The organism is Pseudoalteromonas sp. UG3-2 (assembly GCF_037120705.1).
Taxonomy (GTDB): Bacteria; Pseudomonadota; Gammaproteobacteria; order Enterobacterales; family Alteromonadaceae; genus Pseudoalteromonas.
Genome location: NZ_JAWLJU010000002.1, coordinates 244,507 through 268,581, shown reverse-complemented (window position 1 = coordinate 268,581; position 24,075 = coordinate 244,507). Strand labels below are relative to the sequence as shown.

Sequence of the window (24,075 nt, the reverse complement as noted above, 5' to 3'; positions counted from 1 at the left end):
ACGATTCGCTTGTTAGAAACCAAGGCCACTTCCCTCCCTGAGGTTGTGGCCTTTTATTTGTCTTCGCTCAATCTGCCTGTCTTGCTATGACACTCATCTACAAGATAATTTTTTTTGCTTTTAGAGCATGTCAACTTGTTCCGAGCTGGTTATTTACTATGCTAGAATAATCGGTTCCACGGGATTACACACACAAATCTAATGCAAAATACAGGCTTAACTATAACTCAAAGAATTACCTTACTCGGTAGTCTTATTGCCATAGCGGTTGCTTGTTTGATCGGGGTTACCTCGCTCTACAGCGCCAAAACGCTCACTCATGAGCGCATGCTGCAATCTGAATTGCCCAGCAAGGTAGAAAGTATAAATAAATCACTGAGCAAGCAAATCAGTAGCTTAAAAAATGCGGCACAACAGCTATCCAGTAACTTATTTATCACGCAAAGTGCGCAGCAAAACCAACTTGATGAGACTTTGTTAGTGAATGAGCTCAAACGCATCGCAGCTCAATATGACTTAGTAACGGCCTCATGGGCGAACCGAGAAAACCATAAATATTGGAATCAAAATGGCTTTTTGCGCCAGCTGAACCGTGACCAAGACGGTTGGTTTTTTGGCTTTACGCAAAGTGGTCAAGCGTTTTCTATTAGCATCTATCAAGAAGCACCTGGTGATGTGAAGATGTTTGTCAACCACCAGCAGCTTAACGGCATTGGTCTGGCGGGGTTGGCGAAAAGCATTGACGACATGCAGGCCATGTTAGCCAATATGAAGATCGAGCAAACCGGCTTTGTCTTTGTTATTAACCGCCAAGGCACGGTGCAATTACACCCAGACGCCAGTAAAGTAGCTAAATCGTCTCTCAGCGACTTTTATGGTAACGATAGCGGCGTATTTATTAATACCGATAGTTTTATCGTCAAAGAGCTAGAGGTGGATGGTGATACCAATTTGGTTGCTGCCAGCCCAATTCCAAATACTGATCTTTTGGTTGTTGCGCAAGTGCCAACCAGTGAAGTATACAGTGGCATCACTGATTTGCAGTGGCAGATCATCGGGTTTTCACTTGTTATTGCTTTGGTGGCTAGTTTTATCAGTATGCTGCTGTCAAAAAACCTCAGTGCGCCTTTAAAGAATATGGCAGAGTTATTTGATCAACTCGGCAATGGTGATGCCAAGTTAGACTATCGTTTGCCTGATTCCTCGCAGCCTGAGTTGCATGCTTTGGCTAATGGCTTTAATCAGTTTATGACCAAAATCGAAGAAGCCATTCATATGGTTGCTGAAGAAAGTCATTCTATTCGCGCAACCAGCGAAGCGGTGTTAGTGCAAAGCCAGCAGAACTCGCAGTCATTAGAAGAACAGAAATCGCAAACCATGTCAGTGGCTGCTGCCATAAATGAAATGGGCGCCACCGTGCAAGAAATTGCCAGTAGCGCCACCAATACTGCGAAGCTCACTGAAGAGAGTAAAGTATCCACTGCAAGCAGTCGCCAAGGCGTACAACAAAGCCAAGAGACATTGCACCTGTTAGCGACAGACATTGACAACATGGCATCTCAAGTGGCTACGCTGGCGCAAAAGACTAAGTCCATTGCCAATATCGTTGACGTCATCAGTGGCATCTCTGAGCAAACTAACTTACTGGCATTAAACGCGGCGATTGAATCTGCCCGGGCTGGCGAGCATGGCCGTGGCTTTGCTGTGGTCGCTGATGAGGTACGCGCATTAGCCAGTCGTACTTCACAGTCAACAGACGAAATTCAAGCAACCATTTCCGAACTCACTCAGGTGTCCGATAACATAGTTAGCCAGATCCAGCGTTCAAGTAAGCAGGCCGAGCAGAGTGTCGATACCATGCAGATGTCTGTTGATTTGATGCTTGAGATTTCTGAAACCGCAAATCAAATCAATGATATGACTGCCCTTATTGCCACAGCAACAGAGCAACAGAGCAATGTGGTCGCCGATGTTGGCCGTAACATTGAACAGATCAGTGAAATCAGTGACTCAGTAATGCATGAGCAACTCGATACCGAGCAAGCCATTCAACGTCTAGCATCCTCGGCGAAAACATTGGATGATCTGGTTGCCAGCTTCTAAGGTGCACTCAGTGGCGTAACAAGGGTTATTTTGTTACGCCACCCCTTTCCCATTACATTCAGTAACAAGTTTGTATACGCCAACTGACAATTATTGTACTAAGGTATAAGTAAGTACTTGGGTACAGCCACACCAGAAAATGACCATGTGTTGCAGGCGCAGTACCCCTGAGGAGGTTGTATGCAAACACGTCATTTGCTCTCACTGTTACTGTTACCTGTCGCTTTGCTAGGCTGTAAAGCCACCAAAACCGTCACTATCGACAACACCATACTGGTCTCTGCCAAGCCCTTTGTAATACAAGCGGTAGAAACCCGCGAAGAGGTTTTTAATCTCAACGAAGACATTCAACAACAATTGGATGTGTATTTTCAAGATGGGGCCATTGGGCTTAAGCGGGCTAAGCAGTTGCTGCGCTTTTTAGTAGCAAGCGGCGATAAATCCATGTCCTACCAATCTGGTGCCAATCTCACGGCCAATCAGACTTACCGCAATATGAACGCCAATTGCTTGTCGCTTTCTATTTTAGCCCACGCCATTTCCCGTCATTTAGGTTTACATACCCAGTTTCAGCGGGTACACATCCCCGAATATTGGGATCAAAGTCGAGGTTATAGCCTACTGACCGGTCACGTTAATGTTCGCGTATCCGAGGTCGATAACACGCGCTATGCCATTAAAACCCTATATGTAAAGCCGGCAACCGTCACCATTGACTTTGACCCCAACAGTCGAGGTCGTGATTTCGCCACCACCCCGATTAGCACCGACACCATACTCGCGATGTTTTATAACAACAAAGGCGCAATGGCGATGATAAATGAGCAGTTAGATCTCGCGTTTAGCTATTACCGTGCCACTATCAAAGTCGATCCGCACCATGACGGTGCCTGGGGTAATCTTGGTATTTTGTATCGTATTAGTGGCCAATATGAACTCGCTGAACGTGCCTATAATCAAGCACTCGCCATCAACAACGACAATCGCAATGCCATGGGCAACCTTGCGAAACTGTATTATTTAACTGACCGACAAGCTGAGGCAGAACGTTTAGAGTATCAAATCCACGTGGCGCGAAAATCGAATCCGTATTACATGTTGGTACTGGGCGATGAAGCGTTCAAAAAGGGTGAGATGAAACAAGCGAAGCACTATTACTCTCAGGCCAAAGCACTAGATAAGCGATTACATGGTAGCTATTTTGGTTTAGCGAAGGTGGCGTATGTTGCAGGCGAGCTTGATAAGGCTGAATACTTACTAGAACGCGCTCATAATGTGGCAGAGTTTAGTCATGACAAACGCATTTATGAGGGTAAGCTGGCGATGCTAAAAGGGGTCGCTCGACACCAGGTTGAATTGCCAGCCTCGCATTAGCCACTAAGGTGTACAGCAAATGACTACTGTGAAGGTGTTGCAGGCAAGCTTTTTAATTTTAGTCGCGGTGTTTTCGGCAACCGCCATACCGGCGCAATCCCTAGATACCCTGTTAAAAGACTTACATACACTGACCAGTGCGCAACATTTAGGTCGTAAAAGTGGTGGCAAAACCCCCAATTTAAGTGCCGAGTATATCTTTGCTCGCTTTAACAGCATGGCAGCACAGCCTAGCTATCAGTATTTTACCTTTCCTGCTGGGTTCTTTAGCCAAGCCACAGGGCATAATGTCACCGCAAAGCTTGCCTGTACTAAACAGCGATGCGCCGATGCTATTGTGTTAAGCGCCCATTATGACGGCCTCGGGCGCCATGGAAAACATCATTACCCGGGAGCGAATGATGACGCTTCTGGTGTTGCTGCCATGCTTAACATAGCGCACAACTTATCGACTCAAGTACGCGCTAGGGACTTTTTATTTGTCGCCACTGACGCCGAAGAAAGGGGCCTATATGGGGCCAAATTTTACGCAGGTACACTAGAGCAAAAGGTGGCGTTTAATATTAACTTAGACATGTTAGCGGTGAATCATCGCAACCGCCTTTTTGCCTTGCTGTCACCACGCTTTTCTAACTATCAAAGTATCTTACAAACGCTACCGAGCCCAGACATCCAACTCAAAGTAGTCTCTTCAACTCGGCAGCTAGCTCGCTATAGCAACAATGCCCGAATTAACTGGCATAAAGCGAGCGATCATTATGCTTTTTATCGCCAAGGGATCCCTTACATCTACTTTGGTATGGGGGAAGATCAGCACCACCATAAAATCAGCGATAGTATCGACAATATCGACCTCAACAAGTATCAAGCCAGCGTCGAACTCATTAACCGCTTTATCATGCTGCTAGCCAAACCGACGGAAATCACTGATTAGCAGGCTATTGCATTACTCAGCTTTGATGCGATTGATTTGCTAATAACGCTTTTATCTTGTCGTTAGCACGTTGGCCATTGGACGCGACAAACTGGACTTTTTGGGTTTTGGTCAGTTTTTTAACCTGCCATTCCAATTGCAATGCCTGTGATTTACTGCCTACCTGGCGTTGGTACTTCAAGGTTAACGGTCCTTTCCCGCGTAGATTCTTTGCGCCTTTACCACCTTGATGCTGACTCACCCTTCTTGCGACATCGGTGGTAACACCGGTATACCAGTGGCCGCTGCGCGTTTCGACGATATAAATACTCCACACCGGCTGAACAACAGCTGCCGTTGCGGTTAACCACTTTATTCCTAACACACCGTACCTTTTAAACTCTAACTACCACCAACATGCGTCAATGACTTTATCTTATAATAGGCCTGCTGATACCACCATGAGCTTTGTCTATTGCAACGTAACCAAGAACTTTTTACACTGAGTGCAGTCCAAATCCGCGAAGAGACTTTACCTTCTCTGTGCAAAAGGTATCATGCAAACAACTGATAATAAGGATACACAATTTCATGCTGTCTAATAAAACCCTTTCTGTTTGGCTCAGTGCTGTAGTGATGATGATATTTACATCGGGCTGCTCAAGCTGGATTTATCGCATCAACGTGCCACAAGGTAATTTCTTAGAGCAGTCAGATGTCGATAAACTGCGTGTTGAGATGACTAGAGAGCAAGTTATTTATGTGTTGGGCACGCCACTGGCAAAAGATGCCTTTAATGATGATGTTTGGCACTATAAATATGTATTCAATATTGACCGCGAATCGGAAGTAAGAAAATCTTTTACGGTGTATTTCGAAAATGACAAGCTTGCTAGAGTAAGCGGCGACTTCGACAAACCCGAAAACTTTGATACGCCACTCGATCAATAGTAAAAAGGGATGGTAACATCCCTTTTTTGTTATTTCTGCTCGGTGGGCCTGCCACCAGTCACTTTACTGGCTCTGCCTTCCTCTTTTGCCTTTTCTGCTCGGCGTCTTCTGGCCTCTTTCGGATCGGCAATAAGCGGACGATAAATTTCGATACGATCGCCTTCTTTTACCACATGGTGAAGTTTCACCGTGCGATTCCACACTCCTAATGTCAGGTTATTAGCATCAATCTCAGGGCATTGCTCTAAAATTCCTGACTGGAGTACTGCCTGCTCAGCAGAGGTGCCTTCTGGCACGTCAACGGTTAAACTGGTTGCTTTGTCTGGCAACGCAAAGACCACTTCCACTTTTATCATTACCTTGCTCCGTACACCACTTTTGCTCGTTGCGTAAAGGCGGCCACCATACTCTTTGCAACTTCATTGAACAACTTGCCAAACGCCATTTCGATGAGCTTACTGGCGAATTCAAACTCCAGCTTTAAACTGACTTTACACGCTTGGTCATCCAAAGCCGTGAACTCCCAATAGCCATGTAATGATTTAAATGGCCCATCTACAAGCTGCATTTTAACTCGGTTGCCGTCAAATTGGTTTTTAGTAGTAAACCACTTTTTTATCCCGGCTTTAGAAATCTCCAAGCTCGCGGTCATTCCTTGGTTATCACTATCGATCACCTTGGCATTCGAGCAGTGCGGTAAAAAAGCGGGATAGGCATCAACATCGTTGACTAATTCAAACATCTCAGTGGTGCTATACATCACCAATGCACTTTTTTCTATCTGTGGCATAGACACTCCAAAATTATATGTGGTGATTTTACCAAGCTTTTAAAGAATTATCTTGTTTGCAGGCACTGACTAGGTAAAAATACGCGACATCGCTTAAAAAGCGCTGTCTTATAACCCGATTTATAGGTAAACTAGGCCATTATGGCAAAGAAAAATTCAAGTAAATCAAACAGCAATACCATAGCGCTCAACAAAAAAGCGCGTCATGAGTATTCACTACACGATAAGTTCGAAGCAGGTATTGAATTACAAGGCTGGGAAGTTAAGAGCATCCGTGCCGGTAAGGTCAATATTTCCGATACATATATTCACATCAAAAATGGTGAAGCCTACCTGCTGGGTAGCCAAATCCAACCATTAAATAGCGCCTCTTCTCATGTGGTTTGTGATCCCTTACGGTATCGCAAGTTACTATTAAACAAGCGTGAAATATCTCGTTTAATTGGTGCTACGGAGCGTGAAGGGTATTCACTCATTGCTACGGCAATGTATTGGAAAAAATGCTGGGTTAAGCTCGAGTTTTATCTTGCAAAAGGTAAAAAGCAACACGACAAACGTGCAGACATCAAAGACCGCGACTGGTCACGCGATAAAGAGCGTTTGATGAAACACAAAGTACGTTAACAGCAAGCCGATTGCAAAATAGTACAGCAGACAACGTAAAAGGCCCCCAATGATGATTGGGGGCCTTTTGTTGTTCATGCTAGTATACCAATCCGCAATTAGCCTTTGTATTTCGACATCACTAAAGTCGCGTTAGTACCACCAAAGCCAAAGCTGTTAGACATAACCGTATTAAGCGCACCATCGCGGCGCTCAGTGACAATATCCAAACCTTGCGCTTGCTCATCTAACTCATCAATGTTGATTGATGGCGCAATAAAGTCATTGTCTAGCATCAACAACGAGTAGATGGCTTCGTGTACACCTGCTGCACCTAGAGCATGGCCCGTCATTGCTTTGGTAGCACTGATAGCAGGCGAGTTATTGCCAAACAATTCTTGAATTGCCCCAAGCTCTTTAACATCCCCCACTGGCGTCGAAGTACCATGGGTATTTAGGTAATCAATCGGCCCTTCAAGCCCTTGCATGGCTTGCTTCATACAGCGAACCGCGCCTTCACCCGATGGCGCCACCATGTCGTAGCCATCAGAAGTCGCACCATAACCAACAATTTCAGCATAAATGTGGGCACCACGTGCTAGCGCATGCTCAAGCTCTTCAACCACAACGATACCGCCACCGCCAGAGATAACAAAGCCATCACGGTTAGCGTCATAAGTTCGAGAAGCGCGCTCAGGCGTGTCATTGTATTTTGTTGACAATGCACCCATAGCATCAAACTCCATCGCCAACGTCCAATGCAGCTCCTCACCGCCACCAGCGAAGATGACGTCTTGTTTACCCAGCTGAATTTGTTCAACCGCATTGCCAATACAGTGCGCAGACGTCGCGCATGCTGAGCTAATAGAATAGTTAACACCTTTGATTTTAAACGGCGTTGCAAGGCAAGCTGAAGTGGTGCTGGCCATGGTTCTTGGCACCATGTATGGGCCTACTCGCTTGACCCCTTTTTCACGCAGGATATCCGCCGCTTCAACCTGATATTTTGACGAACCACCGCCAGAGCCAACAATAAGACCAGTACGCTCGTTAGACACTTGCTCGTCAGATAAACCGGAATCCGCAATGGCTTGGGCCATTGAAATATAAGAAAATGCAGCGGCATCGCCCATAAAGCGATGTGCTTTACGGTCTACAAGCGACTTAATGTCGATATCAATTTTACCTGAAACCTGACTACGAAGGTTGTAATCAGCAAACTCTTGGTTAAAAGCAATACCACTTTTGCCAGCTTTTAATGATTCTAAAACTTCTTGCTTGTCGTTACCGATGCTTGAAACGACACCGATCCCCGTAATAACGGCTCTTCTCATGGGTTATTCCCTTCGAATTAACTAAATTGTGCGTAGTATACGCTGAATTTTAGTCCCAAGTGGTCAGCTTTCCAGCGTACACATGTACTCTGAACCTAAATAAGTAAAAATGCAACCAGACTATTACGCTAAAAGTCAGTAAAATAGGACTAAAATAGCCTAACATAGAGTTTTCCATGATTAAAAACGCTGAAATACATTTCAACGAGGCCGGCACCCCAGTCGCCAACCGTTTTGATGACGTCTATTTTTCTAATGATGACGGCTTAGCCGAGTCACATTATGTCTTCTATCAGCAAAACCATATCGATAAGCGGTTACAAAATCATGGCAAGAGCAAATTTGTTATTGCTGAAACAGGCTTTGGTACCGGGTTAAACTTTTTAAACGCCTGGGCACAGTTTTTAGCGCGACCCAGCGATGCCAATGTCACACATCTGCACTTTGTCTCGTTTGAAAAGTTCCCCATTCACCTCGATGACCTTATTCAAGCCTTATCGGCATGGCCCACTTTACAGCCGCTGGCTACACAACTGTGCCAGCAGTACCCGATGGCGTTATCGGGCTGTCATCGCCTCGAGTTTGAGCACGGTTCAGTGATACTGGATCTGTGGTTTGGTGACATTCATGACACCCTGCCGCAACTTAGCTACAGTGAGGAGGGGTTTGTTGATGCCTGGTTTTTAGATGGCTTTGCTCCAAGCAAAAACCCAGATATGTGGCAGCAGTCTTTGTTTGATGCCATGGCGAACATGAGTAGAGCCAATGCCACCTTTGCCACCTTCACTGCAGCTGGTTTTGTGCGCAGAGGACTGCAACAAGCTGGGTTTGAATGCCAAAAAGTAAAAGGGTTTGGCCGTAAACGCGAGATGGTGGTGGGCGTCTTGCCTGAGGCCACTGAGCAGCACAACACCCCGACATTTTATCATACCCAGTCACGTCAGCTGAGTGATGTTGCTGTGATTGGCGGCGGCATTGCTTCAAGCTGCTTACTTTACCATTTAGCTAAGCGTGGCATTACGGCCAGTTTATTTTGCCAAGATCCCCAGCTTGCCATGGGCGCATCTCACAACCGCCAAGGGGCGGTTTATCCTAATCTGCAAGCGGATACGACCCCACCGAGTGAGTTTTATGCCCATAGCTTCTTATACGCTAAACGGCTCTATCAGCAGGTGCACCAAGCCGGTTTTGACTTTGCCCATGACTGGTGCGGCGTACTGCTGCAATCCGTCACCGAGGCAAAACAGCAACAGCACCAGAATATAACCGATAAAGCCAATTGGCCCCAGGCGCTGATCTATGCCGTAGATAAACACCAGGCCTCGGAGCTTGCCGGCACATCCCTACCTTATGGTGGCCTCTATATTCCCGAAGCAGGATGGCTGCATCCGGCCCAAGCTACCCAAGCAATTTTCTCAGCAGCAAGGCAATTACAGCACATAGAAAGCCACTTTAATACCGACATTGAAGCACTCGAACGCACCGAAGCCGGCTGGATACTGCACAGTCAAGATCAGCAATATGGTCCTTTCAGCGATGTTTTCGTGTGCACCGGAGAGCACAGTGATCGCTTTGAGCAAACGCGTCATATTCCACTCCATGGAGTGCGTGGACAAGTGTCACATGTGGAAGCGGGAGAAGCATCGCAGCAGCTAAAAACCGTGTTATGCCACAAGGGGTATTTCACCCCAGCTGTTGAGGGCTACCATTGCATGGGGGCAACCTTTGATAAAAATAGTAAAAGTCGAGCCCTAAAAGCAGAGGATGATGACAGCAATCGCGCCCAGCTTAATCGCTTTTATCCAGACAGCGACTTTGCTACCAGTTTAGGGGCCATCAGCAGTGCTAAGGCTGCCGTGCGCTGCTGTTTTAATGATCACTTACCCATGCTAGGGCAAGTCCAAGATCCAGAGGATTTCTGTCACGGCTTTGCTAATTTAAGAAAGGGTAAGCAATTTGACTTTGCACCACTTAAACAACCCCATCAAGGCTTGCACCTAGTTACTGGCTTTGGCGCTCGGGGCCTATGCAGTGCACCGCTTGCTACAGAGCACCTAGTGTCAAGTTTGCTCGCGGAGCCACGGCCCTACAGTGAACGTGTTCATCAGACCATTCACCCCAACCGCTTTATGGTCAGAGACCTAATTCGCAATAAAATCTAATCACTAACAAACATAGCGCGTTTGCCACAAGCTCTTGCCTGCAGCAGTAAGCGCGCATCACTGATGCTATTTCCGTGTCATCAAGGCCGCGATATTGCGCTAGTTAGCACTCCTTTTCATGCCATGAATTGCCTTACAAGATGGCATCACGTTGTTCGGTGCACTCGTAAGAGCCCATTTCAAACTCACGGCAGATCCAAGGACGGTTTTCATAAATCGTACACATAAAAGTGTCTCTATCCAGCGCTGCACACCAGCCATCATCCAGTCGCCGCATGGTTTCGCTGCCAAACTGATCGCGTTCGATAAAGGCCTCTGGTACCCCAGTATCTGAAATAATCATGACTTCTAAACGGCAGCAACAGGCTTTGCAGTTACTGCAGGAGACGCTGGGGTTGGTTTCACTTTTAATTGCAATATTCATAGTAACCATTCGCTGAGACGGTTTGCCATTTTAGCCTAAAGGCACGACCGTTGCAGCCTTAAATCCTCATAGCAAACAGCAACTCAAGCATCTTCTAGATAACAACTTGGCTGCCTAGGACAACTTTTACCGCGAGTGCAAATCACCCGCACCACCCCATCTAAACCACGTTCGACCCATTGAATATTCAAGATTTTCGCAACGCGCAATAACTGCGTTTTCATATGGTACGGCACCACACTGGCACCACCATGTTGTATGCAAGCTTGTTGCAATTCACCGACTAAGGCATCGGCATCAATTCCTTGTGCTGCAATAGCCGGGGTTAAATCAAGCCCAGCGCATAGCACCCGAGGACGATCCGCCACATCGATAATTTTCACTGATTCACAACAGTAAAGCCGGGGCTTGCCATCAACATTGAGGATCGACAACTGGGCACTGGACTGTTGGCTGTCATCGTGAAACTTGCGAAACACCGCCCAATGCTGGCAAGGATCGGCCACGCTGCGCATATTCCCCCATGGCAGTGGGATACCATTACCACGATAGACCGCTTTAAGCTTACCGGCTTGGTAAGCATCAAAATAGTGCCAGTGAGGGTAAGGAGACACCGAGGTCATTCTACGCATCACCACCGAGGCCGATATCCCCAACTGCTGATGCACGCGAATGTCGTAACCGTGACTTTCGAGCAGCTGCCTAAATGGCGTTCTTGGGCATAATAAGGCGCCGGCAAAAAAGCTCGACTCAAAGTCCTGCCAGGCCCTTAAAATATCTTGCGCATTGGGGGTATCGTGATCAAAGGTTTGATTATCCTGACGGCTCTCCCCAGTGGTTAACGTGCATTCTAACCCCTCAGTGGTGTGTAGCACCGCATGGCCTATATGCACCGCTAAGTCGTACTTAAGCCGCGCCGGATGCTGCTTTAACTGTTCGTTGAGATAAACCAAGCTGGGCTCTTTAAAATAAGACGTGATCAGGCCCTGCTCTGGGTGACTGCCTTGTTTAAACCACACCAAGGTTCGGCCTTTTTGCTCTAAAATGGCCTTCAACTCCTCAACACTAAGGTAAAGGTTCTTGCCCCCCACTTCATCGGCGGCGCGCTCTAAATCAGGAAAATGGTTTTGATGGTGCTCTTGATGGGCGCGGATCAACAAATGTGCAAACTGACGACCACTGATCCCCGCTTGAGACAGCATTTCCGGAATGGCGATTTGCAAAATTTCTTTGGCGAACAAAAAATTGGGCTCCAATGCCATGCCCATGATGCCACCCGAGTTGCCTTTATCCGGTGCCAATTCAGGTGCCTCGGGCTGACTGTCTAAAAACCAGTCTATGGGCTTTTGGAACACGCTAGAAAAATTCTCTAGCATGGCTTCACTGGGGGTACGCTGGCCGCGCTCTATCATCGATAGGTAAGACACCGAAGGGGCACTGGCTGGATCTTGTTTGACACAGCGTGCCGAAAGGTCCTCTAGCGTTAAGTGATTTCTTTTTCTTAAGTTACGTATTTTGGTACCGAGAAAATGGGATTTTCTGATTAAACTTGCCACTTTAGCCATGATTTCACACCCTTATTTTGTGAAATTCACACTGTGAAATTCTTTTTGTGAAATTATTTGAATATTTACCCTACACTCAAAATGTACACGAAACAACCAGAATATATTTCCTATTACATGACAACATGAACAAGTGAGGTGGATCATGGCAGCGCAGTTACAACAACAGACAACAACCCCAATCACAAACGACAAAGCGCAGCAAACTGAACTGGCAAAGCAGTATTTAGACAAGCAATGCCCGCTTGAATTTGGCTCTCACGCCGAGGTGAGCAATTATGTGGTTTACTACAACCACCTGTTGGCTTTCTTTGCCAACGGCAGTCACTGCGGGCTAAAAAACTGTCGCCAGTTCGTTGCCTTATGTGGCCACCGTGAAGCCCCAGAAGCCCTGCTACTAAAAATGCAAGATGGCCGTCATATTGAAATAACGTTTAATCGCACTGGTGCCATTGGTCAATTTGACAATGCCCACATTGAAGACATTTTAGTAGAAACTCCACTGTCTTCGGTACAAGAGCAAGCCTGTAATACGGAACTTAAAAAGTTGTGGATGAGCTTTTTCCATGGCGTCCAGCAACCCTATGGCAAGGCATGTTACCGCAGTAAAAGTGGCGACGACTACATTTTATAATATGGATATCCATTGCTGCGCTGATAAAGCGCAGCCCTTGTGCTGTATTCAGGCAATTTTCAGCTAAGCTCATTACAATACCGCTCTTTTTTAAATTGAGCCTATGACTAAGCTGCTAGATTTTTTAAAAAACATCAATTGGATGCTATGGGCCTTGCTGTTGGGCGTGGCCGTTGGACTTATTTTTGGTGAGCGGGTGTCATTTTTACAGCCCATCGGTGCTGGCTTTGTCAGTTTAATGCAAATCACCATTTTACCCTATATTGTGGTCAGCCTCATTGTTGGATTGGGTAAGTTTAACCCCGAACAAGTAAAAACCGTTCTCGCCAGAGCAGCATTAGTGATGATCGCCTTATGGAGCATTGGTTTGGCGGTGATCTGGTGCTTTATTATGACCTTACCACAGCACGATGCCGGCACCTTTTTCTCTCCAGCCCTAGTTACCGCGGCACCAGAAGTGGATTTTGTCTCCCAATACATTCCTGCCAACCCCTTCGCCTCCATGGCTGAGGGCAACGTGCCCGCTTTAGTTATCTTCTGTATTGCCCTTGGTATGGCATTAATTGCCAATCAAAAAAAACACCGCTTACTGGATGTCTTAGAGGTGGTTGGCCAAGGCCTATCGGTGATGTCAAAGAAGATCATCGCCATTTTCCCGCTGGGCATATTTGCTATGACGGCCAGCACCGCAGGGACCATGAGTGTCGAGGAGCTGTCTAACTTACAAGTGTATTGGGTGGTGGTACTGTGCGTTGGTCTTTACTTGATGCTGGTTTTACTGCCGATGCTGGTGGCAGCATTAACTCCAGTAAAATATCGCGATCTTATTTGGGTAATGCGTAATGCTTGGATAACAGCATTTAGTACCGGCAATGTGTTTATCGTACTGCCAGTAATAACCGAAGGTATTAAAACCCACCTGCGTAAAATAAAACAGAGTGATGAAAGTGCCGATCATATTGCCGAGGTGCTGGTGCCCATCGCTTATACGTTTCCGAGTCTTGGCAAACTCACCACGTTAATTTTTGTCTCTTTTGCCGCATGGTTAACTGGCAATCAAATTGGCGTAGAGCAAATCCCCAATATCTCTTTGTCGGCAATGCTGAGTTATTTTGCCAATGTTCACATTGCTATTCCATACTTGCTGGACGTCTTGCGGGTCCCTGCAGACACGTACCAAATTTATCTGTCCATGTCGGTTTTGACCGCGAAAATCGTCTCGCCAACCACAGTAGTGTACATATTTACTTTTGTGTTCCTGTGTATTTTTATTCAGCGTAAGCAGTTGCATTTTAAACGTGTGCGCTCGGTTTACTATTTATCTCTGTTGAGTGCCTTGTTACCGCTTGGTATGCTGGCCAGCTTTACTGCCAACAGTTATCTGGCCAAGCACACCAAACCCGCCGATGAAGCCATTGCAAATATGGTGATCTCAGACACGGTACCTGCCCACGTATTAAATTACGTTCCTAAGGCATACCAAAGTGGTGAGTTGTCTTTAACCAACATTGAGGTGATCAAAAAACGTAACCTGCTGCGGGTGGGTTATTTGGTTGATAATGTCCCCTTTAGCTATTTTAATCAACGCGGTGAACTGGTTGGCTTTGACGTTAGCCTTGCCCATCGTCTGGCCGCCGATCTCGATGTCGAAGTTGAGTTTATTCCATTTAAAAAACCGCAACTGACTGAATACCTCAACAAAGGGTATTTTGATATTGCTATGTCTGGCTTGGAGATAAATGTCGCCGACTTGCAACGAGTGCGTTTTAGTGACCAAGTGCTAGAGCTACAATTGGCGCTGCTAGCCAAAGATCATGATTTAAAACGCTTCGCTGATAAACAGGCGCTGCTGTCTCAGCCACAGCTGCATTTGGCCCATGTTGAATATGCGCCACTGCTAAAGCAATTAGCGCAACACCACCCTCAAGTGAAGGTGTCCACCATTACCAACCTGAAGCAGTACTTTACTCATCCTGATGACTATGATGCCCTGGTAATTAGTGCTGAAGCCGGTTTTGCCTGGAGTATGTTTTACCCTGAGTTTGGTGTGGTGGTCCCGCAAGGAGCAGCCATACAGTATCCAGTAGGTTTTGCTGTTGCTAAACGTAACTTAGACATACTGAGCTACGTTAATGCCTGGTTGAGTATTCAGCACAGCAATGGTGAAATCGAAAAAACCTATAATTACTGGATTTTGGGTAAAGGCAGTGTGCAAAAGCAAGCGCGTTGGTCATTACTAGACCAATTAGAGCTCACACCTGACAATTTACTAAAGCCGTTTTAGAAAAAAGCCGCCAGCTAATGGATGCACTGGCGGCAAGTCTACTCACTGGGCGAGCGGGCATAATTGAATATGAAATTATGCGCTCACTTAAACCTTATACCAACACACAAATAAAACAAGAAATAAACAATTTATTAACTTGGTTTTTTTGATAACCGCTGTCTAAGGCCGCTACTTCGGCTCACGGTGCGCTCCATACCAAGTTGCAGCACTCTTTTTTGTGCCACTAATTCAAATCGCGATTTAGCACGGGTAATGCCGGTATAAATAAGCTGGCGATTAATGCCTTGTTGTGCTCGTTGCAATGGTGGCAATATCATCGCGGTATGCTGAAACTCTGAACCCTGCGACTTGTGAACCGTCATCACATACACCCGTTCAAAGCTTGGCAGTCGGGCTGGGAAGAAGTGCCGTGATTGGCCTTGTTGATCGATAAATGACGCCACCAGCTCCCCCTGTTCATCAGCTAAAATAATGCCAATATCACCATTGAATAATTTTAATTGGTAATCGTTTTGGCTGATCATAATGGGCATGCCTAAGTAGAAGCGTCCATGTGGCTGAATTAACCCCAGCTGTTGTAACCGTAACTCAATTCGGCGGTTCAGTTCATTGACGCCATAAGGGCCCTCTCGCACCGCCGCCAACAATTGATATTGGCCAAAGTATTGGTGAATTTGCGCTTCCTCTTCGCCATCACCAATGGCCTCAAGGTAGTGTCGATATTGCTCAGCCGCTCGCACTATCATGGCGTTATATTGTTCACTATTAAGATCGAAAAAGTCTAAGTCCGCAAAGCCAGCATTCATTACCCGCTCAAGCTGAGTACGACTGTTGCTATTGACTGCATAGGCTAATTGCCCAATGCCACTGTTACTATTAAAGCGGTGACTTTTTTGTAAAAAGGCTAAGTTATCCGCTAAGCTAAAGTCGTCCAAACTAGGTGACTGTGCTACTGCCGGTGGCAGTGTCTCTTGACTGAGGGTTTGCAATTGCGCCAGCAGCTTTTCACTATAATGAGGCGCAGAGCCCAGCACCAAGCCCTCGCACAAGTCACTGAGGACATTGCCAGTGTCCACTGCAGCGAGCTGATCTTTATCTCCCAGCAAAATTAGCCGCGCATGCTGCGGTAAGGCATCTACCAGTTTGGCCATCAAAGACAAATCAACCATGGATGCCTCATCGACGATTAATACATCTAGGTGCAATGGGTTGCTGTTGTCATGACGGTAATGCACGCTATTTGGGATCACCCCAAGCAGGCGGTGAATGGTTTGCGCGCTTTCAGGCAAGAGATCCGCCACTGCTGCTGGCAAATTGAGTCGCGCTTTGGCTCCGATGATGGACTCACTTAAACGCGCTGCAGCCTTACCTGTAGGTGCCACAAGCTTAATCGACAAAGGGGCCGCTTGATACAGCGACTGTAAAATCGCCATTAATTTGGTCACCGTGGTGGTCTTACCGGTACCTGGGCCGCCTGTGATAACACAAAAGCGCTTAATCGCTGCAAGTGCACAGGCCTGTTTTTGCCAGTTTGGCTTATCATCGCTGTCGGCAAAGTAATGCTGCAACAAGGTCGATAGCTTTTCTTCATTCACCTCGGTGTGGGCATGGCCAAGTTTGTCAAAATAAGCCGCCAACTTGGCTTCATAATGGGCTAAGCGTGATAAATATAAACGCCCTGCAAAAAGTTGTAATGGTTTGCCCTCTCCCACGGCGTGATGACTAGCTAACTGTTGTAGCGTCTTGTTTAAGGCAATAAATGGCGATAAGGGGGGCTGTGGTTCAGCAACTGCATAGCTAAGCTCAAAAGGATCGCGGCCGTCTATTTGTTGTAAATCTAAACAGCTGTGTTGCTTTTGATGGGCTATAAGTAGCAATAAAAACACAAAAAAATAGTCGTCCAACTGTTGCTGATTTAGTAGCTTAGCCAAAGCAATATCGGCTTTACCAACCCGGTTATGCTCCAGCAACAACGCAACAAAGTCTTCTCCAGCAAGGGTGTCAAAATCCATACTCAATTGACTCATACGGCCTCCCCAAATAAAGCATCCAGTTGCTCTAGCTGCTCCAGCGTTAAACGTTTAAAGTATATTCCTTGATGGTCTGGCAGCGCCCGTAAAAATAAATAATAACATCCTCCTAAATGCTGTTCAGGATCGTAGTGTGCTAGTCGCTGTTGCAACAGGCGATGTAATGCCACCGTATAAATCATGTACTGCAAATGATATTGATGAGAAGACATGGCACTTTCAAGATTATCTTGCTGATAATCGGCACTGTTCTCGCCAAGGTAGTTAGATTTGTAATCCAGTACAAAGAACTGCTCTTGCCAGCAAAAGATTAAATCAATAAAACCTTTGAGCATGCCTTTAACGTTGTCAAAGCTCAAAAAAGAGGGCTGGCCAGTTATAGCCGTCAACAGCTTATTTAGCGCCGGCGCTTGCATGGGCTTCAGCGGCAAATAAAACTCCATTTCAACAATGCAGTCGTTTGGCGTTAAGTGCTGTAATTGCAATTGCGAATGCGGCAATAACGGTGCCGTCAGACACTGAGCTATCCAGTCTTCGGTGGGCTGTTGCCAGGTGTCGGCAATGCCGTACTTTTCCAGGCTTTTACTGACCGCCTCGGGCAAGGTTAGTTTATCTCGCTGGCAAGGCTTGTGTGGTGCGCTAAAGTCAATCAGCTCAAAAATTTCATGTAAACAGCTGCCCGGCTTGGCACCTTTGGGAAAGGTATAGGCACTGGCGGTTTGAGCTTGTTGCTGCTCTGGTAAATCTAACAAATGATTCTCATCCACCGCGCCAGCCGGCTTGTCACTGTGATGCGTATGGTAGCTCAATTGGCTAAAACTCGTCGTACGCCAATTGCGCTCAATGACCCCAGTGAATGGCTTGGTGGAAAGCGTTTCAGCAGCCTCAGCTATATTGTCCAGCACCTGCTGCTGTTGAGCTGCATCAAGGGCGACACATTCATAAGTCATGGCGTGATGCTGGGCACACAACTGCTGTATTTGCTGCTGCCACTCTTTTGCCGCGCTGAACTCAGTAGCACCAAACAGGGCATAGCCCAGGGCCGTTTTATGCATCCCAGAACGCTTACTGCGACCAAGCTGGACATCGTATAGCCCCAATTCACAGTAATGCACAGCGCGAGTTAGCGCCACATAGAGCAACCGAATGTCTTCAGCTAAACGCTCCTGCTCCGCTTTCTCCATGGCCGCTTCATCGCCTTGTAAGTCGATTATTAGCTTATCTTGATGATGGTACACCGCCTGATCTGCCTCGCGATAGCCAATGGCAAAGGGGATAAACACAATGTCATATTCCAAGCCCTTGGAGGCATGCATAGTAACAATTTTCACTAAATCTGCGTCACTTTCTAGGCGCAGTTGGCTGCCATCATTGTGACTATTATTTAGCTGCGTTAAAAACCACCGTAACACCCTTCCCGTGCCATCTAATTCCAGCTGCTTATGCTGTAACAGCTCACCTAAATGGCGGTAGTCAGTTAACCAGCGCTCAACCTCATAGCCTTGGCGTTGCCAGTTATGCGCCAACTCACTGGCTACCAATAAATGCTCCATCATTGCCATGGCCCCTGAGCGGTACCAAAGCTGGCTTAGCTCAGCAAACAGTTGCAGATAGCCCTGCCAAGCTTTTTCGTTTGACTGCAGCGTATATAACGATTCATGACTGAGATTAAATAACGGTCCGGCCAACACACCACGCAGCGCCGCTTCATCATAGCTGCCATGTAACACCTGCAAAAGCTGATAAATGGCCGCCGCAAGCGGCTGATTAAATACGCTGTCGCGGGCAAGATAAACACTGGCAATATTGCGCTGTGCTAAGGCTCGCTTGATTAAGGAGGCTTCATTACGGTCTCTCACCAGTACACAAATATTGGCTGGCAGCACCGCCTCTTTTCCAATGCAGGCCTCGCCCCTGTGCCCTTGCATGATAAGGTTAGCAATTTTGTTGGCAAACACCTGACTTAATGCCTGTTGCGCTTGATTTTTACTCAGCCCCTGCTCGTCATCCAAGATGGTAAAGCAAAGTGATGGTGGCTTTTGCTGCTGTATTAGCAGCTGCTCGTCCTCGCTTTTGCCTTTGGCGTCAACCGCCACAAAAGGAATATCTTGGTTGTAGATAAAGCTATGTGGATGCTGCGTGAACACCCTATTGACCGCTGCAACCACATCGCTGTCTGAGCGGTAGTTGGTGGCCAAGGTATAGCGCTTTTGTGCCGCCACGGCTTGTTTGGCATTGATGTAAGTAAATATATCCGCACCACGAAAACCGTAGATGGCTTGTTTCGGATCCCCAATTAATGTCAGCGCCGTATTGTCATGCTGGTAGATACGGCTAAAGATGCCGTATTGGATTGGATCGGTGTCTTGGAACTCGTCGATCATGGCCACCGGATACTGCTGCGCAATTTTGTTGCTTAAGCTGTCACCACTGCTGCCATGCAATGCCGCGTAAAGCTGTTGCAAAAGATCGTCGGGGGCAATTAAGCCATACTCTTCTTTGTGTGCCTTGAGTAACTGCCGCACAGCGTCCACACCTTGCTGTATCAGGGCTAATCGTAAGCCATTGCTCACTGTCTGGTGAAGCTCAGCCAAGGTGTCGAAGTGACGGATCAGCTCATGTTGCAATGGCGTGACATTTTTTTTGTAATGCTTCGGCTCTGCCAGGCTGTCACTGCCCCACAAACTAAAAGAGTGCTTTGCGCTGCCAAACTCAAACCACCACTGTTCGCTGTGACAATAGTCTTCTAGTGCTTGCAAGTTGGCTTTGCGTCCGGGCGCACGATTGCCAGCAAGACCGGCATTTTTTAAAATATTTACGTAGTCCGCTTTGACGATTTCAGCTTTCAGCCACAGTGCCAATGTTTGATACTTTTCTCGGGCTTCAAACACCTCGTCGAGGGAAAACTCTGGGGTGATCTTAGCGTGCTCACGTGCTAACAACGGCCGGATTTGTTTTGCTAAAGCATAAGGGGTGGCAAATTGCGCCAGCACCGCTTGAGTTTTATCTTGATCCAAAGGGTAGACAAAACGTCGCCAATGGTCCGCCACTGCGGCGTCAATGAGCTCACTTTCATCGAGAATAAACTCTAGGTTAAATGCCACCTTAGACTCGAACGCATGCTGTTTAAGCATCCGCTGACAAAAACCATGAATGGTGTAAATCGCCGCTTCATCCATGGACTTAGCCGCCGCATCCAGTAAATCAAACGCCACTTTTTTGTCCCTGACCTGCGCTAAGACGTCCATAATCAGCGCGTCTTTCGTCGCTTGTCCAAGTAAACAATCTCGTGCCTGAATAATACGTGTACGCACCCTGTCTTTAATCTCTTGGGTGGCCGCTTCAGTGAAGGTCACCACTAGGATTTGCTCGACATTCAACGGCGTGGCGTCGCTATCTTGCCCTCTGAGCCCCAATAAATAACGTAAATAGAGTCCCGTGATCGTGTAGGTTTTCCCGGTCCCAGCACTGGCCTCAATTAAGCTTTGACCGTCTAGCTCCATGGTGATGGCATTAAGCATCTGCATGTTGCACCTCCTCAGCCACAGCAACAACCGGTTGCAGCAACGACTGGCTCAAAGCCATAAAGTCCGCTTCATAAGGGCGTAAATCGGCAAAACACAAGGCGATGTAGGGGTCCTCACATTCACCGATGCCAATGTATTGTGGTTGGAATTTATTCAAAGCCTTATTTATATCTTCACTTTTGGCGTATTCGTAGCTGGTTGCAGGGAAAAAAGGCAGTGGCTGGGTCAACGCTTGCAAGTAAAACTCCAGCCATTGCGCTATGCTTTGTTCTGCCTGCGCACGCTGCATCGGCTGAAAGACAACCGACTGATCTAAACCAACAATATGGGTGGTCAAGTCTAATGCCATCGACGCCGCCACACAGTGGCGCAAATAGCCTTGAATAATGTCTTTGGCTTTAATGCTGGCAGTGCGGTAAAACACCTGACGGTCTTCATAAAGACCATCCAGCCAGCCTACCAGCGTTTTACCCGCCACTTGCATATTCACTTCAATTGGGTCTTTCGGCTTTGCTAATAACGGCTTAACAATCTGCGCCATGGGCATAACTCGGGTCATCAAGTCGGTTAATTCTAGCTTGCCGATATTCGCCTGCGGCAATACCCCGCGCTGCAATACTTGTTCGGTGTTGATGTCACGCTCAGACAATTGCAATGCCAGTACTTCATCAAGGTGCTGATAGCGTGCCAATGGTTCCAGTGCGAAAGGCTCTTCATCGTCACTTTGCTCCGCTATGGGTTGTAATTTCACCCCGAGTACTTGTTGGTAAAATAGCCGTTGTGGGGCACACACACCACGCAAAAAGTCATCCAGTTCAATTTCCCCTTCGGGGCTGAATGGCAGCGCTTGCGTAGCTGTGTTTTCATCTCTGGGCTGTTGCTTTTGCCACAGCCAAGTAGGGTTATAACTTTGCAACGGCCCAGGTTGAAAGTGCTGCGGATTAAACGGCTGCAGAGGCAACTGAGCCGTCAGGTGGCCGACAATATCACGATTTGGCTTATCTTCTAGATAAAAGCTACGGCCAATGTATTCTGTTAATTCACTGACCAACACTGAGGGCACCTGCACTTCGTTATTGTAACAAGAGCGACCAACGTAACTAATGTAGAGGTTCTCTCTAGCACTTAAAAGCGCCTCAAGAAACAGATACCTATCGTCTAATTTGCGCGAGCGGTCGCCTTTGCGCCTAGTTGAGTGCGACACCAGATCAAAACCAATTGGCTGCACGGTACGGGGATAATCGGCATCATTGAGGCCTAACATGCACACCACCTTAAACGGAATCGCTCGCATAGGCATGAGTGTACAGAAGTTCACGGCACCGGCCAAAAAGCGCTGCCCCACTCCTTTTTCTTTTACTCCTTGGCTGACTAAATACGCCAATACCTTCGCCGACACGGCTTGTTCAATATCGCCATTGTGGTGGTGCTTTTCAATATTATCGATGATGTGATCCAGTTTCAGGAGATCCCAGCCTTGTTCTGATTCCGCGGCGTAAAAGCAATGTTTGGCTTGTCGCAACACAGCAGCATACTCCGCTAAGTTTTTCGGGCTGGCGAGCTGCTGTTTTAACCAGCTCAGGGCATCGATAAAGGCGATTAATTTATTCAGTACTTGCACCGCCATGCCTTCAACAGCATCCGCAGCGTATATAGATTCGAATGGGGTCTGTTCATCATTCATGGCCACCCCAAGCAACAAACGGTTGAGGCCATGTTGCCAAGTATTGAGTGGGATCTTCGGCAAGCCGTATTCGCTTTTATGCTCACTATCGAGACCCCACTTAACGCTCACTTGGGTGAGCCAATGGCGAATGGTGTCAAATTCTTGCGCTGTTAAGGAGAATTGTTCAGAGATGGCTGAAACGCCTAATAAGTCTAAAATATCCGACACACAAAAACGATTACTGGGTAAATCCGCCAGGGTGACAAAGGAAGTTAAAATCGGCCTTTCTTGCTCAATGGCAAGGTCAGAGATGGCATAAGGTATTTTTAGTGCGTCATCACAACCATCAAACACGGCTTTAATAAAAGGCGAGTAGGTGCCAACGTCTGGCATCATAACGATAATGTCTTTGGGCGTCAGTGCCGGGTTGTTGGCGAACAAATCGAGTAAATAATCATGTAAGCGCTCAACTTCACGCAGCGGTGTATGGCAGTCCTGAAACACCACACTGCGATCTGTGGAAGAGACAGGTAACTTGCCTTCATCACTGACAAACCAATGACTGTCGCTGGTTAACGACTGCCCTTTAAAAGCCAGTTGATAGATTTCCGCTTGAATATTCGCCAATAAAGTGTCGCAAAAATCGTCATCAAAGCTATCTATCCAACTGGCATCAAGCTGCAGCAGTTGCTCAAAGTAGTCACGACCCAGCTTGCCCCACGACGATAAAAGTGGGTTACCAATATAATAGTACTCTCCTTCTTGAGCCGCTATATTGGGCATTTTTGCGTATTTAGCGCTGATTTTTGCTTGGGTTTTTTCATCAACCAGGTCCCCCCAGTAATGTTCACTGGGATTAAAAAAGAATAAAAACACCTCGGTTTTTTGCGCCAGGGCTTGGAAAATCTCTAATTGACTGGTGGCAATGGCAGAAAGCCCAAATATACAGATCCGCTCTGGGAGCTGTTTCGGATCGGCTGCCGCTAAAGCATCCAACAATTGTTGGTGCATATTACTGCGGTGATAAGGACTTTGCTGCAACTGCTCAACCTGCTGTTGTAATCGTCGCCAAAGATCCGGCTGCCAAGGTGCCAGCTCTTTGACATTAACATCCGCTAGCTCGTCTTGCCCTTGCTCCCATGCCGTTATCCACTCCGGGCGATACATCAAATATTGGTCAAAAACGTCGGCAATTTTCTCGCACAAGGCAAACAACTTAATGCCGCTTGGGTCCTCACCCAAGTATTGTTTCAGTGGCAGATACGCGCCATGCTCTAGACAGTCAGGGAGTAGTGAAAATAGCTTCCACGTCATATTCGCTTTATTAAACGCCGATTCTTTGGGTACGTCCGCAATAAAGGTTTGATATAACCCCCAAATAAAACTAGAAGGTAAGGGGAAGTCCACTTGCGCACTAACACCTAAGTGTTTACTCATACCCAGCTTTAACCACTCAGACATGCCGGGGGATTGCACTAACACCACCTCTTTGGCAAAAGGGCTAGTCAGTGGTGCGGTTTTCACCAAGGTGCAAAGCTGCGCCTGAAGGATCTCCATTCTATTCGACTGAATGATATGTAACATGTTGTCTGCCAAGGAGTTAAACACTTTTAACTAGTGTAGCGAAAACTGACATTTATAGCGATAGTGGCAAGGTCGCACAGTGCAGTTTGACAGCGCTTTTTTAATTCTTTACCAGAGGAGGAGTTTCA

17 protein-coding genes are annotated in these 24,075 nt (G+C 46.9%); 8 read left to right on the top strand and 9 right to left on the bottom strand.

Annotated features, from left to right (window positions below; genetic code table 11):
- Nucleotides 1-201: 201 nt before the first annotated feature.
- The 3 genes from R3P39_RS04530 (at nucleotide 202) to R3P39_RS04520 (ending at nucleotide 4,411) form a co-directional block, all read left to right on the top strand.
- Complete coding sequence (locus R3P39_RS04530; RefSeq protein WP_336565922.1) at nucleotides 202-2,103, top strand: methyl-accepting chemotaxis protein; 1,902 nt, start codon at nucleotides 202-204, stop codon at nucleotides 2,101-2,103.
- A gap of 180 nt (nucleotides 2,104-2,283) precedes the next feature.
- Nucleotides 2,284-3,477, top strand: a complete 1,194-nt coding sequence (locus tag R3P39_RS04525; RefSeq protein ID WP_336565921.1) for a tetratricopeptide repeat protein — start codon at nucleotides 2,284-2,286, stop codon at nucleotides 3,475-3,477.
- A gap of 19 nt (nucleotides 3,478-3,496) precedes the next feature.
- Nucleotides 3,497-4,411 (top strand): M20/M25/M40 family metallo-hydrolase, encoded by a 915-nt coding sequence (locus tag R3P39_RS04520; RefSeq protein WP_336565920.1) that lies wholly within the window; start codon nucleotides 3,497-3,499, stop codon nucleotides 4,409-4,411.
- A gap of 16 nt (nucleotides 4,412-4,427) precedes the next feature.
- On the opposite strand, the gene R3P39_RS04515 is transcribed toward R3P39_RS04520, so the two are convergent.
- Entirely contained in the window at nucleotides 4,428-4,775 is a 348-nt protein-coding gene (locus tag R3P39_RS04515) for a GIY-YIG nuclease family protein (RefSeq protein WP_336565919.1), read from the bottom strand.
- A gap of 206 nt (nucleotides 4,776-4,981) precedes the next feature.
- Between R3P39_RS04515 and R3P39_RS04510 the strand changes: the two genes are divergently transcribed.
- Nucleotides 4,982-5,341 carry an outer membrane protein assembly factor BamE gene (locus tag R3P39_RS04510; protein ID WP_336565917.1) on the top strand — a complete coding sequence of 120 codons (360 nt, stop codon included), beginning with the start codon at nucleotides 4,982-4,984 and terminating at the stop codon, nucleotides 5,339-5,341.
- A gap of 29 nt (nucleotides 5,342-5,370) precedes the next feature.
- Here the strand turns inward: R3P39_RS04510 and R3P39_RS04505 are convergent, their stop codons facing one another.
- Both R3P39_RS04505 and R3P39_RS04500 read right to left on the bottom strand, forming a co-directional pair.
- On the bottom strand, nucleotides 5,371-5,697 hold the full coding sequence (locus R3P39_RS04505; protein WP_336565915.1) for an RnfH family protein: 327 nt from the start codon (nucleotides 5,695-5,697) through the stop codon (nucleotides 5,371-5,373).
- Nucleotides 5,697-6,131, bottom strand: coding sequence for a type II toxin-antitoxin system RatA family toxin (locus R3P39_RS04500; protein ID WP_336565914.1), 435 nt, complete (start codon nucleotides 6,129-6,131; stop codon nucleotides 5,697-5,699). The genes R3P39_RS04505 and R3P39_RS04500 overlap by 1 nt, the downstream gene beginning before the upstream one ends.
- 141 nt (nucleotides 6,132-6,272) lie before the next feature.
- Here R3P39_RS04500 and smpB point away from each other — a divergent pair, with 141 nt between their 5' ends.
- Nucleotides 6,273-6,755: an SsrA-binding protein SmpB gene (gene smpB, locus R3P39_RS04495; protein WP_336565912.1), complete on the top strand. Its 483-nt coding sequence runs from the start codon at nucleotides 6,273-6,275 to the stop codon at nucleotides 6,753-6,755.
- Nucleotides 6,756-6,853: 98 nt separating this feature from the next.
- On the opposite strand, the gene fabB is transcribed toward smpB, so the two are convergent.
- Nucleotides 6,854-8,068, bottom strand: a complete 1,215-nt coding sequence (gene fabB, locus R3P39_RS04490) for a beta-ketoacyl-ACP synthase I (RefSeq protein WP_336565911.1) — start codon at nucleotides 8,066-8,068, stop codon at nucleotides 6,854-6,856.
- 176 nt (nucleotides 8,069-8,244) lie between these two features.
- On the opposite strand from fabB, the gene mnmC reads away from it, so the two are divergent.
- The gene (gene mnmC, locus R3P39_RS04485) at nucleotides 8,245-10,230 is read left to right on the top strand and encodes a bifunctional tRNA (5-methylaminomethyl-2-thiouridine)(34)-methyltransferase MnmD/FAD-dependent 5-carboxymethylaminomethyl-2-thiouridine(34) oxidoreductase MnmC (RefSeq protein ID WP_336565910.1); all 1,986 of its coding nucleotides are present in this window, start codon (nucleotides 8,245-8,247) and stop codon (nucleotides 10,228-10,230) included.
- 133 nt (nucleotides 10,231-10,363) lie between these two features.
- Here the strand turns inward: mnmC and R3P39_RS04480 are convergent, their stop codons facing one another.
- A complete protein-coding gene (locus R3P39_RS04480; RefSeq protein WP_336565909.1) occupies nucleotides 10,364-10,654 on the bottom strand; it encodes a YkgJ family cysteine cluster protein in 291 nt (96 codons plus the stop codon).
- An 83-nt stretch (nucleotides 10,655-10,737) separates the two neighbouring features.
- Nucleotides 10,738-12,219 carry a DUF3612 domain-containing protein gene (locus R3P39_RS04475; protein ID WP_336565908.1) on the bottom strand — a complete coding sequence of 494 codons (1,482 nt, stop codon included), beginning with the start codon at nucleotides 12,217-12,219 and terminating at the stop codon, nucleotides 10,738-10,740.
- A gap of 145 nt (nucleotides 12,220-12,364) precedes the next feature.
- Here R3P39_RS04475 and R3P39_RS04470 point away from each other — a divergent pair, with 145 nt between their 5' ends.
- Together R3P39_RS04470 and R3P39_RS04465 are read left to right on the top strand one after the other, a co-directional pair.
- Complete coding sequence (locus tag R3P39_RS04470) at nucleotides 12,365-12,853, top strand: malate synthase (RefSeq protein WP_336565906.1); 489 nt, start codon at nucleotides 12,365-12,367, stop codon at nucleotides 12,851-12,853.
- 103 nt (nucleotides 12,854-12,956) lie between these two features.
- Nucleotides 12,957-15,137, top strand: a complete 2,181-nt coding sequence (locus R3P39_RS04465) for a cation:dicarboxylate symporter family transporter (protein ID WP_336565905.1) — start codon at nucleotides 12,957-12,959, stop codon at nucleotides 15,135-15,137.
- A 134-nt stretch (nucleotides 15,138-15,271) separates the two neighbouring features.
- Here R3P39_RS04465 and recD read toward each other — a convergent pair whose 3' ends face one another.
- From recD to recC, 3 genes are read right to left on the bottom strand one after another with little or no spacing between them, the layout of a single operon-like run.
- Nucleotides 15,272-17,167, bottom strand: a complete 1,896-nt coding sequence (recD, locus tag R3P39_RS04460) for an exodeoxyribonuclease V subunit alpha (protein WP_336565903.1) — start codon at nucleotides 17,165-17,167, stop codon at nucleotides 15,272-15,274.
- A complete protein-coding gene (gene recB / locus R3P39_RS04455) occupies nucleotides 17,164-20,697 on the bottom strand; it encodes an exodeoxyribonuclease V subunit beta (protein ID WP_336565902.1) in 3,534 nt (1,177 codons plus the stop codon). The genes recD and recB overlap by 4 nt, the downstream gene beginning before the upstream one ends.
- Complete coding sequence (gene recC / locus R3P39_RS04450) at nucleotides 20,684-23,947, bottom strand: exodeoxyribonuclease V subunit gamma (RefSeq protein WP_336565900.1); 3,264 nt, start codon at nucleotides 23,945-23,947, stop codon at nucleotides 20,684-20,686. The genes recB and recC overlap by 14 nt, the downstream gene beginning before the upstream one ends.
- Between the last annotated feature and the right edge of the window lie 128 nt (nucleotides 23,948-24,075).